The sequence below is a fragment of the Paenibacillus sp. EKM212P genome (genome assembly GCF_011066115.1).
Taxonomy (GTDB): Bacteria; Bacillota; Bacilli; order Paenibacillales; family Paenibacillaceae; genus Paenibacillus; species Paenibacillus polymyxa_B.
In genome coordinates, this window is sequence record NZ_JAAMNR010000001.1 from 751,832 (window position 1) to 768,266 (window position 16,435).

General features: G+C 47.3%; 13 protein-coding genes and 2 pseudogenes. 8 read left to right on the plus strand and 7 right to left on the minus strand.

Annotation, left to right across the window (positions count from 1 at the left end):
• The first annotated feature begins 64 nt into the window (after positions 1-64).
• Entirely contained in the window at positions 65-1,231 is a 1,167-nt protein-coding gene (yhbH, locus tag G9G54_RS03535) for a sporulation protein YhbH (protein ID WP_025723949.1), read from the plus strand.
• Positions 1,228-2,670, plus strand: coding sequence for a SpoVR family protein (locus tag G9G54_RS03540; RefSeq protein WP_165176101.1), 1,443 nt, complete (start codon positions 1,228-1,230; stop codon positions 2,668-2,670). The genes yhbH and G9G54_RS03540 overlap by 4 nt, the downstream gene beginning before the upstream one ends.
• Before the next feature lie 132 nt (positions 2,671-2,802).
• Here G9G54_RS03540 and G9G54_RS03545 read toward each other — a convergent pair whose 3' ends face one another.
• The 7 genes and pseudogenes from G9G54_RS03545 to G9G54_RS03575 form a co-directional block, all read right to left on the minus strand.
• Entirely contained in the window at positions 2,803-3,984 is a 1,182-nt protein-coding gene (locus tag G9G54_RS03545) for a PD40 domain-containing protein (protein ID WP_165176103.1), read from the minus strand.
• A 122-nt stretch (positions 3,985-4,106) separates the two neighbouring features.
• The gene (locus G9G54_RS03550; RefSeq protein WP_165176104.1) at positions 4,107-5,690 is read right to left on the minus strand and encodes a sensor histidine kinase; all 1,584 of its coding nucleotides are present in this window, start codon (positions 5,688-5,690) and stop codon (positions 4,107-4,109) included.
• A pseudogene (locus G9G54_RS03555) lies at positions 5,687-6,374 on the minus strand (response regulator transcription factor). The gene G9G54_RS03550 and the pseudogene G9G54_RS03555 overlap by 4 nt, the downstream one beginning before the upstream one ends.
• A 34-nt stretch (positions 6,375-6,408) precedes the next feature.
• Positions 6,409-7,944, minus strand: a complete 1,536-nt coding sequence (locus tag G9G54_RS03560) for a PucR family transcriptional regulator (protein WP_165176106.1) — start codon at positions 7,942-7,944, stop codon at positions 6,409-6,411.
• A gap of 258 nt (positions 7,945-8,202) precedes the next feature.
• Positions 8,203-8,829: an aspartate/glutamate racemase family protein gene (locus tag G9G54_RS03565; protein ID WP_165176108.1), complete on the minus strand. Its 627-nt coding sequence runs from the start codon at positions 8,827-8,829 to the stop codon at positions 8,203-8,205.
• A 16-nt stretch (positions 8,830-8,845) separates the two neighbouring features.
• On the minus strand, positions 8,846-9,796 hold the full coding sequence (locus G9G54_RS03570) for an aminopeptidase (RefSeq protein ID WP_165176109.1): 951 nt from the start codon (positions 9,794-9,796) through the stop codon (positions 8,846-8,848).
• A gap of 26 nt (positions 9,797-9,822) precedes the next feature.
• Complete coding sequence (locus G9G54_RS03575; RefSeq protein ID WP_165176111.1) at positions 9,823-10,518, minus strand: AroM family protein; 696 nt, start codon at positions 10,516-10,518, stop codon at positions 9,823-9,825.
• 326 nt (positions 10,519-10,844) lie between these two features.
• On the opposite strand from G9G54_RS03575, the pseudogene G9G54_RS03580 reads away from it, so the two are divergent.
• The 6 genes and pseudogenes from G9G54_RS03580 to G9G54_RS03605 all read left to right on the plus strand — a co-directional run bounded on the left by G9G54_RS03580 (position 10,845) and on the right by G9G54_RS03605 (position 16,323).
• Positions 10,845-11,545, plus strand: a pseudogene (locus tag G9G54_RS03580) (response regulator transcription factor).
• Positions 11,542-12,903, plus strand: coding sequence for a sensor histidine kinase (locus tag G9G54_RS03585; RefSeq protein ID WP_165176112.1), 1,362 nt, complete (start codon positions 11,542-11,544; stop codon positions 12,901-12,903). The pseudogene G9G54_RS03580 and the gene G9G54_RS03585 overlap by 4 nt, the downstream one beginning before the upstream one ends.
• 22 nt (positions 12,904-12,925) lie before the next feature.
• The gene (locus G9G54_RS03590; protein WP_165176114.1) at positions 12,926-13,519 is read left to right on the plus strand and encodes a PepSY domain-containing protein; all 594 of its coding nucleotides are present in this window, start codon (positions 12,926-12,928) and stop codon (positions 13,517-13,519) included.
• Between the two features lie 119 nt (positions 13,520-13,638).
• Positions 13,639-14,190: a PepSY domain-containing protein gene (locus G9G54_RS03595; protein WP_165176115.1), complete on the plus strand. Its 552-nt coding sequence runs from the start codon at positions 13,639-13,641 to the stop codon at positions 14,188-14,190.
• 141 nt (positions 14,191-14,331) lie between these two features.
• Positions 14,332-15,408, plus strand: a complete 1,077-nt coding sequence (locus tag G9G54_RS03600; RefSeq protein WP_446723012.1) for a phosphotransferase — start codon at positions 14,332-14,334, stop codon at positions 15,406-15,408.
• Between the two features lie 18 nt (positions 15,409-15,426).
• Positions 15,427-16,323, plus strand: a complete 897-nt coding sequence (locus tag G9G54_RS03605; protein WP_165176119.1) for an aminoglycoside phosphotransferase family protein — start codon at positions 15,427-15,429, stop codon at positions 16,321-16,323.
• Positions 16,324-16,435: the final 112 nt, after the last annotated feature.

Here is a 16,435-nt window from a genome sequence, read left to right on the forward strand (position 1 = left end):
TGAATATACTTAATAACCAACAAGGCCAAACTGTGCCGTGTATCCACTTGGGGGGTGCCTAATAATGCCGGAACCACGCCAGCCATATTCATTCGTCGTATCCCGCGAAGATTGGTCGCTGCATCGCAAAGGGTACCAGGACCAGCAACGTCATCAGCAGAAGGTCAAAGATGTCATTAAGCAAAATCTGCCCGATCTGATAACGGAAGAAAATATTATTATGTCGGACGGTCAACAGATTATTAAAGTGCCGATTCGCAGTCTGGATGAATATCGCTTCATTTATAACTATCAAAAGCAAAAGCATGTAGGCCAAGGGGATGGAGATAGTCAGGTGGGGGATGTCATCGGACGTGATCCTGCCTCCCAGAAGCCTGGTAAAGGTGAGAAAGCCGGCGACCAGCCGGGACACGATATTATGGAAACGGAAGTCAGCATAGAAGAACTGGAAGATATGCTGTTCGAGGAAATGGAATTACCGAATTTACAGCAAAAAGATAAGGATCAAATTGAGGTTGAATCTATCGTGTTCAATGATATACGTAAAAAAGGCATGCAAGCGAACATTGACAAGAAACGAACCATTCTCGAAAATCTGCGCCGCAACGCCCGTGAGGGGAAACCGGGCATTCATCATATTAGTCCGGACGATCTTCGCTACAAAACATGGGAAGAGAAGACCATTCCCCAATCTAACGCGGTGATTATAGCCATGATGGACACATCAGGCTCGATGGGCTCTTTTGAAAAATATTGCGCTCGCAGCTTCTTTTTCTGGATGACCCGCTTTTTGCGCCGTCAGTATGAAAAGGTGGAAATTGTCTTTCTCGCGCATCATACCGAGGCTAAAGAGGTTACGGAGGAAGAATTTTTTACCCGCGGAGAAAGTGGCGGCACGATCTGCTCTTCGGCTTATCTGAAAGCACTAGAGATTATCGACAAACGATATCCTCCTTCCAGCTACAATATATATCCCTTCCATTTCTCGGATGGCGATAACCTGACCTCGGACAATGAGCGGTGTGTGAAGCTAATCGAGGAACTTATAAAGCGAAGCAATATGTTCGGCTATGGAGAAGTGAATCAATATAATCGCAGCAGCACGCTGATGTCAGCCTACAAGAATATTAAAAAGGATCAGTTTATGTACTATGTCATCAAGGAAAAAGGTGAGGTATACCAAGCCTTACGTACCTTTTTTCGCAAACGGGAAGGGGGAACGGTGGGATGAGCACCGACCAGAAGGAGCTAGAATATGCGATATCAGAAATTATGGAGATTGCAGATGGATTCGGGCTCGACTACTACCCGATGCGGTATGAGATTTGTCCGGCGGATATTGTATATACGTTCGGAGCCTATGGTATGCCCACGCGCTTCAGCCACTGGAGTTTTGGAAAAACGTTTCACAAGATGAAAATGCAGTACGATTTTGGATTGAGCAAAATCTATGAGCTGGTCATTAACTCCAATCCCTGCTATGCCTTCCTGCTGGAAGGAAATTCTTTGGTGCAGAATAAACTAATTGTCGCCCATGTGCTGGCACACTGTGATTTTTTCAAACACAACGCCCGCTTTTCAGCTTCTAATCGCAATATGGTGGAGAGTATGTCGGCCACAGCAGATCGAATCAACAGCTATGAAATGGAATACGGTTCAAAGGCTGTGGAATCCTTCATTGACTCTGTATTGGCGATACAAGAGCATGTGGATCCACAGATCATCAAACCAAGGCATCTGGATAAGCAGCGCTACATGGAGCTCAAAATTCGGGAACAGAAAGAACCCGGAAAACGCCACCGTCCCCCTGGGCCTTACGATGATCTGTGGTCACTGGACACAGTGAAGCAGCATGATCCCGCCGAGACCGAGGGCATCAAGGTACGCAAGTTCCCACCGGAACCTGAAAAAGATATCGTCTGGTTTATTCAGGAATTCTCGGAGGTGCTGGAGGACTGGCAGCGGGATATTATGACGATGCTACGGGACGAAATGCTGTATTTCTGGCCCCAAATGGAGACCAAAATCATGAATGAAGGCTGGGCCTCCTATTGGCACCAGCGGATTGTAAGGGAACTGGATTTGACCGGGGAGGAAACCGTTGAATTTGCGATGCTGAACGCTTCTGTCGTACAGCCTTCCAAGCAAAGCCTAAACCCGTACTATTTGGGGCTGAAAATATTTGAGGATATTGAAAAACGATGGGATAACCCAACCCGTGAGGAACAAGAGCGACAAGGACGCAAACCAGGCGAGGGTCGCGCTAAAATGTTCGAGGTGCGAGAATTCGACTCGGACACCTCTTTTATACGCAATTACATGACCAAGAAACTGACAGAGGATTTGGATCTGTACGTGTTTGAGAAACGGGGACCCGATTGGAAAATTACCGATAAATCCTGGGAAAACATACGGGATCAGCTTGTGTTTTCACGTGTGAATGGAGGCTCCCCTTATATCGTCGTCGAGGATGGAGATTACCTGCATACGGGCGAGTTGAAGCTCAAGCACCAGTACGAAGGCATTGAGCTGGATTTAAAATATATGGAGCGCACACTTCCGTATGTATATCAGCTGTGGGGGCGCGCCGTTCATTTGGAAACCATGATTGAGGGTAAGCTCGCCTTATTCTCATATGACGGTAAAAAACATCATCGCAAGTTTGTATAGATATATAAAATCAATAGCCATCCTAATTTAAAAAGGTGCAATCCAAAAAACGGATATGCACCTTTTTTACTACTTACTTAATAACAGTTCTAAGCTATCACCATTTCTTACGGACTGGATGGACGTATGAAACTACTTCCTCTTAAATTCGACGATGTAGCTTTGATTGGGCTGTTTTCCACCTTCCGAAATGTTCTGGTACATGGATAAAAACCGGGCGGATGGGCTCCATACCGTTGGGCTGTCATAGGATTGGATATCGGTCGTAACGGGAGTGGTTTTACCCGTGGACTGGTCAAACACATACAGCCCTCTCATGCCTTGCTGATCCTCATCATAAATGGAAAAAGCAAGCTTGGACCCGTCACTGGACCAGCTTCCACGACTCATTAAAGTACCTTGACCGACGATTCCTTTCTCTTTGCCCTGTTCATCCAAAATGATCATACGGGCTGGTTCGGATGTATTCCATTTCCGCTTTTCAATGGCAATAGACTTACCGTCAGGCGACACGGCAAAGGACATGGCACCCTCTGCAATGGTCACAGCCTGAGGATGATTGAGGGTGAACCGATTCAGCACCGGATACCCTTGTTTATCACTGCCTGTATAAAATATGGCGTTACCCACTTTTTCGACATGAGACATCAATTCAGAGCGATTCGGATCTTGAAAACTCAATTCTTCAGCCTTGCCGTCCAGACCAATCAGCTGGATTTTACCATCCGGTGTGCCTGTAATGAGGTCATTCTCATCGCTCCAGCTCACTTCGTTAGTCATATCCAGCTTGCCAATCGATGTAATCTTACCACTGCTTAGTTCCAAAATGTAGCCCTGGATATCATATTTGCTGCTGGTGCTACCTTCAGTAAAAAAGACATGGCGCTGATCCGGTGATACCACAGCAAGTAACTGTGGAGCCTTACGACCTGGTGTTAAAATCCGCTCCTTGTCTGTCTCTACATTATGAATCCACAGCTGGGTTTTACGCTCCACAATCAGCTCTTCGTCGCTCAGCCAAGACCTCGCGTAGACATCCCCCAGCCTGTCGATAGACGATACCACCAGCTCGTCCGTTACTTGCTTCTGGGCTGTATCCGTGTCAATCACTGTAAGCTGTTGGCCCGGTTTCATACCGAATGCTGGATTTGTCTCTCCTGCACTCTTCATGCCGCAACCGCTGAGCAATCCCCCGGCGATTAAGCCGGTCATGAGCACCCCCGTGGCTTTCTGTCTGAAAACTCTTGTACGGGAATCTTCGCGATGAGTGGAGCCGTTCTTTTGCCTGTAGCTGTCTATGTTTTTCTTTATCATGTACAACGGCCTCCTTGTTAACGATACCCCCAGTTTAATGCCCGAACATCTCATGAATACATCGAATTGTTTCCAAGTTGTAAACAAGACACTATTCTAGCCCTGTGCTAACAATCGGCCGTTTACAGGGAGCTATCGTGAACCAAGAGGGGAAGTCTAAGCGAAAATTCATTACCACTTTCATTCGTATGGCCTTTGCCATTTTCCAACCCACTATGATCTGAAGCTGTAAGCTGCAACTCTCCCCCCATGCGCTCCGCTAGTCTGCGCGCCAAAGGAAGACCGAGTCCCGTACCGCTGTCCTGACGAGATCGATCACGACTTAAGGTAGCGAACGGCTCAAAAATCATGTTCCATTGCTCCCTAGGAATACATGGACCGGAATTACGTACATACACCATCACAGTGTCCTGTTCTACCCGATTCGATAACGTAATCCATCCACCGTCCCGATTGTACTTCACTGCATTATCCAGCAAATTCAGTACAATATGCATCAGATGCTTAGGGTCTCCCCACACCTGGACAGGAACGGTATCTATCGAAAAATTCAGTCTACGCGCTGCCGCTTTTCCTCGAATACGGCTCCCTGCATCTTCCAGTAACAAATGCAGTTCCACAGCCTCCGTATGCAATTCAAAATCATATTTATCCAGCACAGATAGCCGCAGCGAGTCCTCGACAAGCTCGTACAACCGTTTTGTTTCCTTACTGATGCTTTCTCTCGCTTCACGCACCAGTTCAGGATCATCCCCATACATATCCAGTAAATCAGCATAAGCTTGAATAGAGGTTAATGGGGTCTTTAGTTCATGGCTGATATTTCCAATAAAAGATTTTTGCTGCTGCTCCAGCTCTCTCAAACGCTGAACCGCTTCTTCCAGCCGGAACTTTTCGTTTTCCAGCGCCGTAATGCTCTCCCGGATCACATGACTCATCTGTAGCATTCCTTCATCCAGTCTTCCCAGCTCATCCTGCCGCCGCAGCAGTCTGGCTTCCGGATAATGCCCTGCCGATATCTGTTCGGAAGCGCGAGTCAGTCGTCCGATGTCCCTCGTCTGGCGTCTGACATAGCCTAAACCCAAAATAAAGCTCAATACCAGCACCGCACCCCCCGTCCATAGAAACAAGTGGGCAATGGCCCGGTAGAACTGCTGCTGCGCTTCTGTTGAGCTGTGAAGCTGTACTACTCCCAGTAAGCCGTTTGGACCTTGAAGCGGAGCCAAATAAGTGATTGCGCTTCCTTCCGTAATATACGCAATTTTGCCTTGGATCGCATAGGAGAGTGCCTGGCTGACATCTGTTCTAAAAGCCAGCGGTAGAGAATTGCCAACCTCATGCCCCTGACCATCATATAAAATAACGCGCATATTACTGGATATGCCGAGTTCCACTGCGAGTTGAGGTGCCTGCTTCTTCATAAAGTCTTCCGGTGATTGGCGCACTCCCAACAGGTAAGACTGTTTTACACGCATTTCTACAATTTCGGCCTGACGCTTTAAGCTGCGTTCCATTTGGTCTGTCTGGTTAGCACGAATGCCAGTAAGCACAAGCCAGCTCAGTACACCGACAGTAAATACCAGCAAAGCCGCCAGTACCAGCGGAAATTTCCAACGCAGGCTCAAGCCTGTAGGTTTGCGTTTGCGCTTCTGTTGGTCGGTGGACCGCAAGCTTCCTTGCTGATGGAGTGAATGATGTTCGTTCACGTCATTTTCTCTGCCTTATAGCCGATACCATACACGGTCTGCAATATCGCCTGGTGTGGCTCAAGCTTCTTGCGCAAGCGCTGGATATGAATATCCACCGTACGCGTTCCGCCCACATAATCAAAGCTCCATACCTGCTCTAGCAGCTCGTCCCGTGTATACACTCTCCCGGCATGGGACACCAACAGCGCCAGCACATCAAACTCCTTGGGGGTCAGATCCAGCGCTCTGGCTCCAAGTTCAGCCGTTCGGCTGGACGGACGTACCCGTAATGGGCCGAGGACAACTTCTGTTCCTTCCGGGGCAGGCGCTCCTTCTCGCTCCAGTCTCCGTACCAATGCTTTTAATACGAGCGAGCAACTCCCTCAGGTCAAACGGTTTGCTCATAAAATCGTCCGCACCCAGCTCCAGCCCGAGTACCTTATCAACGATATCGTTTTTGGCCGTCAGCAATAAAATACCGATGCCCTTCCGACTTTCCAAACGGCGGCACACCTCATATCCGCCCAGTTTGGGCATCATCACATCCAGTATGAGCACATCCGGGTGGAACAAACGCACTTTTTCCAAGGCGTCCTCCCCGTCACCGGCGGTTTCCACCAAAAAACCCTCTCGCTTTAATGCATAAGCCAGCGCATTTCGAATGCTCGCCTCATCGTCCGCTATCAGTATTTTTTTATCCATGTCCTGCCCTCCCTGCATAAAGAAACCGCTCCAGCTACCTATGTTCCCGCAAATAATAATGAATCAGACATGTATGACATATAAACTGCTCACGTGAATCGTTAAGATCAAAATCCGTCATATCACGTATCCGTTCCAATCTGTATTTTACTGAGTTACGATGTATAAAAAGATAATTGGCTGTATCTACCAGACTGCCCCTGTTTTCCAAATAATAAAATAACGTTTTGAGTAAGTCACTGCCATGTGAGCGATCATATTGCTGAAGTCTCCCCAGCTTGCGTTCAAACACATTTGAAAATTCCTCTTTGTCCATCGCTTCTCCAAGCATATAGTGCATCTCTATATCGCTGTATTTGCATACACGTTGATCAGGATACAGCCGCTGGGCTACAGTAATGGCACGACGTGCTTCATTGTAGCTTTGCAGCAGCTCCCATAACTTTTTGGCACTTCCGATGCCTAAATAATAATCGGCGGTACCCCAGGCTTTTTCAGTTGACCAGTTTTTCAGCGTATCACTCCAGGACGTTTCCTGATCAGAGCCAGGTGCGTTCTGATGATCATTCGGCTGAAGAGTCGGCAGAAATAATATCGCACGATTTGAACGAAACTCAATATGAGACACCACACGCCGTCGGGTCGATTCCATACTCAATAACCCAGAAAGAATCTCTTCTGGCGGAGCCGCAGCACTTTCCAGTACAGCCACCTCCCAGCTATATTCCGGATTGAATCCCAATTGACGGCCTCTCCGCTCAACCTCATGCCGCAGCGGCAACGGAGGTGTCATTAGCTCATCTATAAAGTTCCCCCGTAGTCGGCTTTCCGTATCTTCTACCGCCTTTTCACGCATTAATTCCAACGCCATCACCAGCCGTGCCTGCTCAATACCAACCTGCTCCATATCATCCAGCTCATTGCGGGCAATAACCAACTTGGCAACTGTACGTTTATCCACACTAATGGGAAAATGACGAGCATCTTGTACCTTCGCCCACTCCCATTCTTGTGGTGAAGTGACAATGGCTTGACCTCCATTATCAATCAAAGCAACCGGAGCTTTAAAAAGCTCTGCTATATTATCGCTTACAGCCTGTATGCCACTGTTCTCCAGCACCATCGTCGTTAACGTTCGATAGATTTCTTCCGAACGTCGCAGCAGCTCTGCCTGTCGGTTCAACACCATATCCATGACACGCTGCGTAATATCCGTATAGGGAATATCGGCTGGAATCTCAATCACAGGAAGGCCGCAGGCATTGCTTTCTTCCAGCGCACTATGAGGGATTTCCGTGAGAAAGCGGGTAGGCTTGATCACAAGCGCCGCCGCTCCGCCCTGATGCAGTAATTGAATAATTTGGCACAATACCTCAGGCTCATGACGGATCGAATAAGCCGTTGTCATCAACAATACACCTTCCCGGACCCAGCCTTTCAGGTCAGGGACTTCCATAATGTCAATAAACCGGACAACCCGGCTTAGCCCCTGTTCTCCGCTTAATACCTTCGCCTCCTTCAACACGGGTATTGCCATGAGCTCTTGAACTGTTACACCCGGTATTTTCATAAAGACAGACCACCCTGCTATTTATTTTGCAAAATCCTTACTTCATCTAATTTTCAGGATAGTGTACCAAAAAAGTGTACAAAACAAAACCTTTTACCGCTTGGTCAAGTCTATCCACACCAGCCCATTCCTATCTTTAGGAGCTCAATGGAACCTAAATAAACCGCCCTTTTCTGGAAAAGGCGGTTTATTTTAATATTCAACTATTTATAATGAGGTTTAAGAACTATCCTGCTTGTTCTCCACACGAAGCAACTGCTAGCGTACCGACACGGCTGCACCCAACGCCACAATCGGATCAATAGCCCGAATACCCAGTGTACGCTCCAGCTCTGGCGCAAAGTTCATCGTTACAAAACCTGTGCAGGCAAGTACGATTACCTCAGCTCCCTTCTCCTGAAGCCGCAACGCTGCTACCATAGCCGCCTCTTTACCTTGTGGAGTGTTCAAGTCCAGTGTCGTCTGCACACCTATGGGACGCTCTGTACCGATATAGGAATTGCCCAAAATGTGGCGAATCAGCGGCGGAGCCTCCTCCAAAATGGTCAACACGCCTACACGGCTGGCCGATGTCAGAGCCAAGAGTGCCGCACAAGACCCCGCCCCGTATACAGGTACAGATACAGCTTGACGAGTTTCCTCTAGCGCCGGATCAGCCGCGCAGCTAATACCGATAGACGTACAGCCTTGTTCAACGAGTTGTTGCGCCGCAAGCACAATTTTAGGCACCGCTTCCCGGTCTGTGATATCATCGTAGATTCCTTTCGGCTGATCAGGGATACATACACTGGTGACAGGCAGCCCGTAGCGCTGCTCAATGACCCGGCCATGAAGGTCGATAGCTGCTTTGTCCTGCATGGTAAGCACTCTGATCATTCCAAGCATGATAACTTCCTCCCTTTTATCTCTCTAGCAACTGACCAGCCTTCATCATTAGACGATCATCCAGATATACATCCGGTTTTTGTACGACTCCGTCAATATGTACACCCGCAGCGACAGTTCCCCCGAAGGTATTATTGCTGCCAAAAGCGACATGAATCGTGCCATACACTTTCTCGTCCTCTAACACAACACCTGTAATGCGGGCTTTATCATTCGTTCCAATACCAAATTCGGCCAGCATTCTACCATCGCCTTCGCCGAGCATATCCAACAGGGACTGTCCGGCTTCCCCTTCTGCGGCGATTAATCTGCCATTTTGCACCGTCAGCAGCAGCGGCTCTTGTAAGGCACCGATTCCTGCTACAGAACCGTCCACCACAATCTGACCCTGTGCCGTTCCTTCCAGTGGAGCAATATACGCTTCACCGGAAGGCAGATTGCCCGATTCGCCAGGATTCAAATACATACCTGTGCTGGGAACGCCGTTGCGCCCTTCTATGGTAAAGTTCAGGCTATATCCATCCTTTTCAATCCGTACCTGCTTGGCAGCAGTCAGCAATGCGGTTACCTCTTCGGTCAGCGCCTTGACCTTCGGATAATCAGCTGCGATTGCTCCATTCATGAACATATCGTCTGTCATGCCAGGCATGGTCGCCAGGCGTGCTCCAGCAGCTGCGGCCTGCTTACGGGCACTTGTATGTGTCAGCGAATACCGGGTGACACATACGACAACGTTGGAGCGAAGCATGGCTTCGGCAACAGGGACTGGAGGCTCCTCGCCCGATTTGGAGCGAACCTTCATCGTCAAAATAGCTGCTTCTGCCCCCAGTGCCTTGCCAGCCTCATATATGGACTCGCCCAATTCTTTTTTATCATCGTCGGTTACGACCAGAAGCGTCTCCCCAGCGGTAAGTCCCAAACATTTTTGCAATACATTTTTACTGATTTCAATACGTTGGTGACTCATAGTTCTTACCTCCAATTTTTAGCTCCTTACACCATTTCCGATACCAGTTTGCCAATCAAGGCATTGGACAATACAACGGGAATCCCTGAGTAATGCGCCGCTAGCTCTCGATGCGTTTCCGTATAGCCCATGCAATCCAGCACGATCAGATCGGCTTGATTCTTGAACTGTCCGGCTGCTCGGCAAAATTCTTCCTCACTGCCACTGTAAGGCGAGACCGCCGCAAACTCTGGATTCAATCCATAAGGACTGAATTTAAGCTTGAGGTTATTCTTTTGTTCTTCGAGCGGTCCAATGAGACCCAGTCTTCTTCCGCTGGACATGGCCTTTAGTACAGGAGGAAGCACTTGATCTGGCTCAATTAGAAAAGCGCTTTGGGTATGTAATCCAGGAAACACACCGGTACAGAGTAGCAAAATCGTACGTATGCCTTGCTCCTCCAAATGTGTGATTTTTTCCTGGAGCAGCGGCTGGATTTTTTCGCGTGAAATGACCACCGACTCCCCGGTCGTCAAGCGCGAGGTTAATACATATTCTCCCGGTGACGGTGATAGATGCTGTTGTATATAGTCCAATGAGAGCCCATCCAGCGCACCGGCCTGTACCAGCTCTGCCCGTCCTTCCAACGCCCTTTCTACGATAGGGGCCACATCTGACCGAGGGGCTTGCCCAATCGTAATCATCCCAAGCTTATGCATTTTGAATCCCTGCTTTCGCTTCATTTTATTTTACGCTCCTGGCGACAAAGGGCAAGCCCGCGGTCTGCCCTTATTTCGGTTCTGGTGAATAGTTTTAACTTATGTTACTGCAACTTTCCTAACATAAACAATGTTCGTTCTGACCAAAACAAAGGCTTATTTATTGTGCATAAAGGATAAAAAAACAAAATCATAGCGCTATTATTACATTTTATCCCTTTTTAGTGTCAAAAAATATAACGCAGTATAAATATCTCTTCCCTCACTGCCCTGCGCTTTGAAGTGTCTTACCTGTCCGTATATGCTAAAATACTTCCGTATCGGCTATTCGCCTACAGGAGGGCATAATCATGAAACAATCTATTTTGATCGTAGAAGACGAAGAGAAGATTGCCCGGCTTCTAGAGATCGAACTTCAATTTGAAGGCTATCAAGTAAGTAAAGAAAAAAATGGAATTGATGGGCTAGAGACGTATTGCAAAGGCAATTGGGATCTAGTGTTGCTGGATATTATGATTCCCGGTCTCAATGGCATCGAGCTGCTTCGGAGAATTCGTAAGCATGATGCGAATGTCCCTATCATTTTGCTGACGGCTAAAAGTTCCATTGCAGATAAGGTCGAGGGACTCGATTTGGGAGCCAATGACTATTTACCAAACCGTTTGTGATCGAAGAGCTGCTTGCACGTGTACGGGCCGCACTCAGAGTGGGTGCAACGAAAGACATGGCTCCACAAGGGGTAGATAAATCGCTTAGTGCCGGGGATTTACGTCTCCATGAAGGTACTCGTGAAGTTCTTCGAGGAGAGCACAACATTGAGCTTACACCGCGAGAGTTTGACTTGCTCGTTCATTTACTCAGACACCAGCGGCAGGTACTTAGCCGTGAACAATTACTGGAGAATGTATGGGGCATAGATTATATGGGCGATACCAATGTGGTCGATGTGTATATTCGCTACGTGCGCAATAAAATCGACCCTACGCGCCAGCTCCCTGAGCTGATCCATACTGTACGCGGAATTGGTTATGTACTGAAGGAATCTTTATGAAGCTACAAAACAAAATCCATACGTACACCTCGTTATTATTCGCGGTCTTACTTGTAGCCATTAATTTTTCGATCTATTTCCTATTCAGCCAACTTTCGATAGACAGTCGAAAGGACCAGGTAGAGGCCGCAGCAGAGAACATGATTCGCGGCATTCAACGCGCTTCGGTATCCGTAGCCGCTGAGGATCTTCTCCGAGCCTATGTACCGCTGGATGGCATGCTTCGGCTGATTAGGCCAGAAGGCGACTTTCTCCCCCCTATCACCTCTTCTTCCGAGCAATCTCTTAGCTTGATGGAGGGCGTTTTTGATGAAACACGGCAGGTTCGCATCATTACCTATGAAAGCAACCGTTACATTCTTGTATCGCTCCCCATGATTTGGACCAATGGCGAGGTTGTCAATCTCCAGGTGACCGAAAGTCTGCAACCGACGATGCAGACGCTACAGGTACTCAGAATCGTACTTGTTGCTGTCACTGGAATTGCGCTCATTCCTGTCGTGGTATCGGGAAGACTGCTAGGCAGACTGATCACACATCCAATTACATCTATGATTAGCACGATGAAAGAAATTCAGCGCAGCGGGAAATTTAAACGTCTTCCGCTCCATTCATCATCACGCGACGAACTGGTCGAAATGGGTGAAACATTTAATGACATGATTGAACTGCTGGAGCGGAATTTCGTCAGGCAAGAACAATTTGTATCTAATGCGTCCCATGAATTGAAGACACCCCTCACCATTATTGAAAGTTATGCCAGCCTGCTCAAACGGCGGGGGTTGCAGCATCCCAAGATTTTTGCCGAATCCGTTGAAGCGATCCATTCCGAGGCGATCCGAATGAAGGACATGGCAGAGCAGCTTCTTCTGTTGGCCAGAAACGAAGAACAGTGGAATGCCGTGCTGGAGCCTGTACACCTGACCAGAATAGCGACAGAATTAAAAGCTACATTTGAAAATGCGTTCGCCCGACAAATTCAACTGGATGTACAGGCAGACTGCATTGGCTATACCGATGAAAATAAGCTGAAGCAGCTCCTATTTATCTTTTTGGATAATGCACGCAAATACAGTGACGAGCCGATACACCTGATGATTGATACGATAGGCGATACAGCTCAACCCTGCATAAGAATCACAGATCAAGGAATTGGAATCCCGGAAGAAAAGTTATCTAAGGTATTCGACCGCTTCTATCGTGTGGATGAAGCCAGAAGCCGCGAGGAAGGTGGGACTGGACTAGGCTTATCATTGGCTACAGGAATTGCACAAGCTATACATGCTCAAATTGGGCTAGAAAGTGTAGAGGGGAGCGGAACAACGGCAACGATCATCCTCCCTACCGTTCCAAAATAATAAGCCAAAGGAGGGAATAACGATGAAAGCCATCTATGTGTGGATGATTGGGGGTACGCTGGCGGCTGTATTGATTACAATTTGTCTTTTACAGTGGCCTTGGGCACGGTCGTTAGCAGCTTCTCCATTGGAAGAAAAGGCCGTCATCCAATCCGTTTTGCATCAGTATCCCGGCGAGGTGCTCGAATCCCAACGCTTGGGTGATTTTTATCTGATCAGGCTGGAACGCGCCAAAGGGAAGTACGATATAAAAGCCAATGCCTATGACGGTGTCATCGACTCCATTAAGCGGACACAAGCTTATACAGATGTGGAGCAGGAGCCCCAAGACCACAATCCCGGTAACTCACCAACCAGAGACACATCGAATCCAGCTAATAAACCTAACCCGGTTTCTCTCGTTATTACAGAGAAAGAAGCAGCCAAGCTTGCTGCCAAAGCAGTTAACGGAACATCCGATGATATTGAGCTTCACCGCAACGACAAAGGCCTCTATTATCTGGTTGAGGTTGAGGTAAAAGATGGGCGTGAAGCAGTGGTACAGGTCAATGCAGTATCGGGCTCTATCGACTCTATAACGTGGGAAAAAGAAAAACAGGAGCACAACGAATCATGACGACTTGATGATCATCTCAGCTCATGTTTTCTCATGGTTTTCTCATGATTCTATTATGTTCCTCTCATGTTTAAGAGATAAGCTGTATTCATGCTTATAGCACAAGGAGGAACAATGTAATGAAAAAAAACTATACATTAGGAATTATGGCAGCCACGGTTCTGCTTGGAGTTACAGTTACGGGTGTCTCAGCGAATGCCGTATGGGCCGCTAAACCTACGGGCCTTATTGGAGCGACCGCCGCTGCCAACATTGCCAAGAAGGCTGTGGGGAATAATGCACAAGTTGAAGATGTCGAACTAGAGCGCAAGAACGGAAAAGTCTACTATGAGGTGGATCTCCAGCAAGGGGATAAAGATTGGGATATAGATGTTGATGCTTATACTGGGAAAACCATCCGTTCCCATTCTGAGCTTGATCATGACTCGAATGACGAGTCCTCCCTTAACAAGCCAAATGACATCACCCTGACTGAAAAACAGGCTGGACAAATTGCGCTTAAGCACGTGCCCGGGAGTACCCTTTTGTCTTCTAAATTGGATAAGGAAGATGGACAATTCATCTACGAGGTAAAGGTACTCACCAACGAAGGAACCGTTGAGCTTGATATCCATGCATCATCTGGCGCAATCGTGGATACAGACGACGATGATGATGACAACGAATATTAATTACCCAGGTCATAATTAGGGTAACTAAGTACAGAGCTAATTAAAACGGAGCAGCGAACTTTCGCTGCTCCGTTTTTTTGACCAATGTGACACAGGAAAAGAACGAAGATGGCTCCATAAAACTGCACCTATTATTTCTTCATGAATAGACTGATAACTAACAGAGGATTACCTTTTTTCTTCAATCCAAAGTCAAGTGAGGTTCTTATGGCGAAATCCTATACTAAAGCACAGATTCGCAAAATCACCCGTCGTTTCGGCCTGATCCCGTTAAAATCAAGCTTAGTCTCATCATTATACCGAAAAAATGCAGTGATCAAGGTGAAAACGAAAAAAGAAACTTATGCACTAAAGCCCTTTAGTCGTACAAAGATGGTCCGTTCAAATACGATTCAACAGATGGAACGAGCTGCGAGCCATATCAGGCTTTTGAAAAAGAGAAAGTATACTTACATGCCCGCATGGCTCCCCACTCATTCCGGCAAGTTATGGACTCTATATCAGGGGACGCCATTTTATGTAAGTCAGTGGATCAAAGGACGGGGACTGGAGACCGCTGAAGATTTCGAAAAACTGGGGCGGGCACTTGCTACACTTCACGCCACCTCCACCGGCTTGCATCAGATGGATAAAGGAAAGTCCCCTCCGGCCATTCAACAATTGCGGATATGGAAAAACCAGGATCGTCTTTTTCAAAAAAAAATGACAAAAACCAGTCGCCATGATAAAACGTACCGCAACTGGTACAATGCTCACGGCGAAGACTGCAAACGTTTATCCAGGCGAGCATGGAAGGATTTGCAGGATGCATCCATTATAAGGCTGCTTCGGATGGAACATCGGCATCCCTCCTTGATACACAGTGATATCACTACCCCAAATGTCATTATTTCGGATGACGGTCATCTCAAAATCATTGATTGGGATCGGGTTAAGATCGGCTCAGCCTATGCTGATTTGGCAAAGGCCCTTATGAATACGACTCAATTCAACCCTGAATTTGTGCAATCCTTGCTGAAGGGATACCAAAAACGCAAACCGCTAAGCCGTACTGAACGGAAGATTGTTACAGCTTTATATAAACTACCACGAGAAGCCTGGCATGCTTCCCGACACCCGAATCGTTCAAGAGATCGCGAAATCCTGGACAATTGGGATCAGTCGTGGCCTCTTCGATTACAAATCATCCATATTTTGCAGGAGTGGGCTCATGTATAAAAGAAAGTGAGGAGCAAAATGTCGATTTTATCGAACGTTGAGCAGATGTACGGAATCAAAATTCAGCGTAGCCGTCAAATGAAGGACATTCACAAGATTGAGACCGCTAATACGACTTATTGCTTAAAACCCTACAAATTCCCGGAAGAAGAGATCCGTTTTATTACACGTGTCTTGTCCTACTTGGATGAGCGCGGGTTTACACGCAGCCAAAAGGTCTATCCAACAGTACAACAAGCGGCTTACATGACCTATGAAGGTGTTTCGTATACATTAACCAATTGGGTTCATGGACTCAGACCAGAATTCACAAAAAGAATAGACTTCAAAAAGGGAATTGCTACTTTAGCCAAATTCCATTCCAGTGCCGTGGGCTTTCCTGTCACTGAAGCTCCGCCATCCAGAATCCGTTATGAAGGCTTGAGCGATGAAATAGCTGGATACAAAAAACGCCTCATCCCATACAGAGGCACAGCACATCTCGTAGCTCTTTGTGAGGAAGTGTCCCATCGCCTACAGCAGCCCAAAGTTAGAGAAGCCATTGCTCAGGAGCAAAAAGCCGCCGCATTTATACACGGCGACTATAATTATCCCAATCTGATTAAAGACAAACAGCTCAAAATCCATATGATCGACTTTGAAAATTGCTCCCTACATGTAAGGATGAAAGATCTCTCCCATCTTCTTCATCGGAATTGTCTTTGGAATGGGACAAAGATGCTGCGCGCGATAGATTACTATCAACGATATCGTCCATTGAGCACCCATGATTTGCATCTGCTTCACGCACTATTGATCTCTCCCTATCATGTGGTCCGCAATATCAGAATAGGCGGCTTCCGTTCTGCCAAGCGAGTCATTCCGTCGTTCGCGCATTTGAACAAATACCGACGTGAACTTAGATCACTCTTATAATCTGTCAGCTTGGAACTAAACAAAAAAACAGACCCGATGAAGCGGTCTGTTTTTTTGTGTTCTAACAACCAGCTACAGGAAAGGCGCATGCCGCTAAAGCCAATCGACTTGC

Coding starts and splice junctions, on each gene's coding strand:
- G9G54_RS03585 (WP_165176112.1), top strand. CDS start 11,542: ATGAAGCTACAAAACAAAATCCATACGTACACCTCGTTATTATTCGCG.
- G9G54_RS03575 (WP_165176111.1), bottom strand. CDS start 10,518: ATGAAGCGAAAGCAGGGATTCAAAATGCATAAGCTTGGGATGATTACG.
- G9G54_RS03605 (WP_165176119.1), top strand. CDS start 15,427: ATGTCGATTTTATCGAACGTTGAGCAGATGTACGGAATCAAAATTCAG.
- G9G54_RS03540 (WP_165176101.1), top strand. CDS start 1,228: ATGAGCACCGACCAGAAGGAGCTAGAATATGCGATATCAGAAATTATG.
- G9G54_RS03590 (WP_165176114.1), top strand. CDS start 12,926: ATGAAAGCCATCTATGTGTGGATGATTGGGGGTACGCTGGCGGCTGTA.
- G9G54_RS03545 (WP_165176103.1), bottom strand. CDS start 3,984: ATGATAAAGAAAAACATAGACAGCTACAGGCAAAAGAACGGCTCCACT.
- G9G54_RS03560 (WP_165176106.1), bottom strand. CDS start 7,944: ATGAAAATACCGGGTGTAACAGTTCAAGAGCTCATGGCAATACCCGTG.
- G9G54_RS03570 (WP_165176109.1), bottom strand. CDS start 9,796: ATGAGTCACCAACGTATTGAAATCAGTAAAAATGTATTGCAAAAATGT.
- G9G54_RS03595 (WP_165176115.1), top strand. CDS start 13,639: ATGAAAAAAAACTATACATTAGGAATTATGGCAGCCACGGTTCTGCTT.
- G9G54_RS03600 (WP_446723012.1), top strand. CDS start 14,332: ATGAATAGACTGATAACTAACAGAGGATTACCTTTTTTCTTCAATCCA.
- yhbH (WP_025723949.1), top strand. CDS start 65: ATGCCGGAACCACGCCAGCCATATTCATTCGTCGTATCCCGCGAAGAT.
- G9G54_RS03565 (WP_165176108.1), bottom strand. CDS start 8,829: ATGCTTGGAATGATCAGAGTGCTTACCATGCAGGACAAAGCAGCTATC.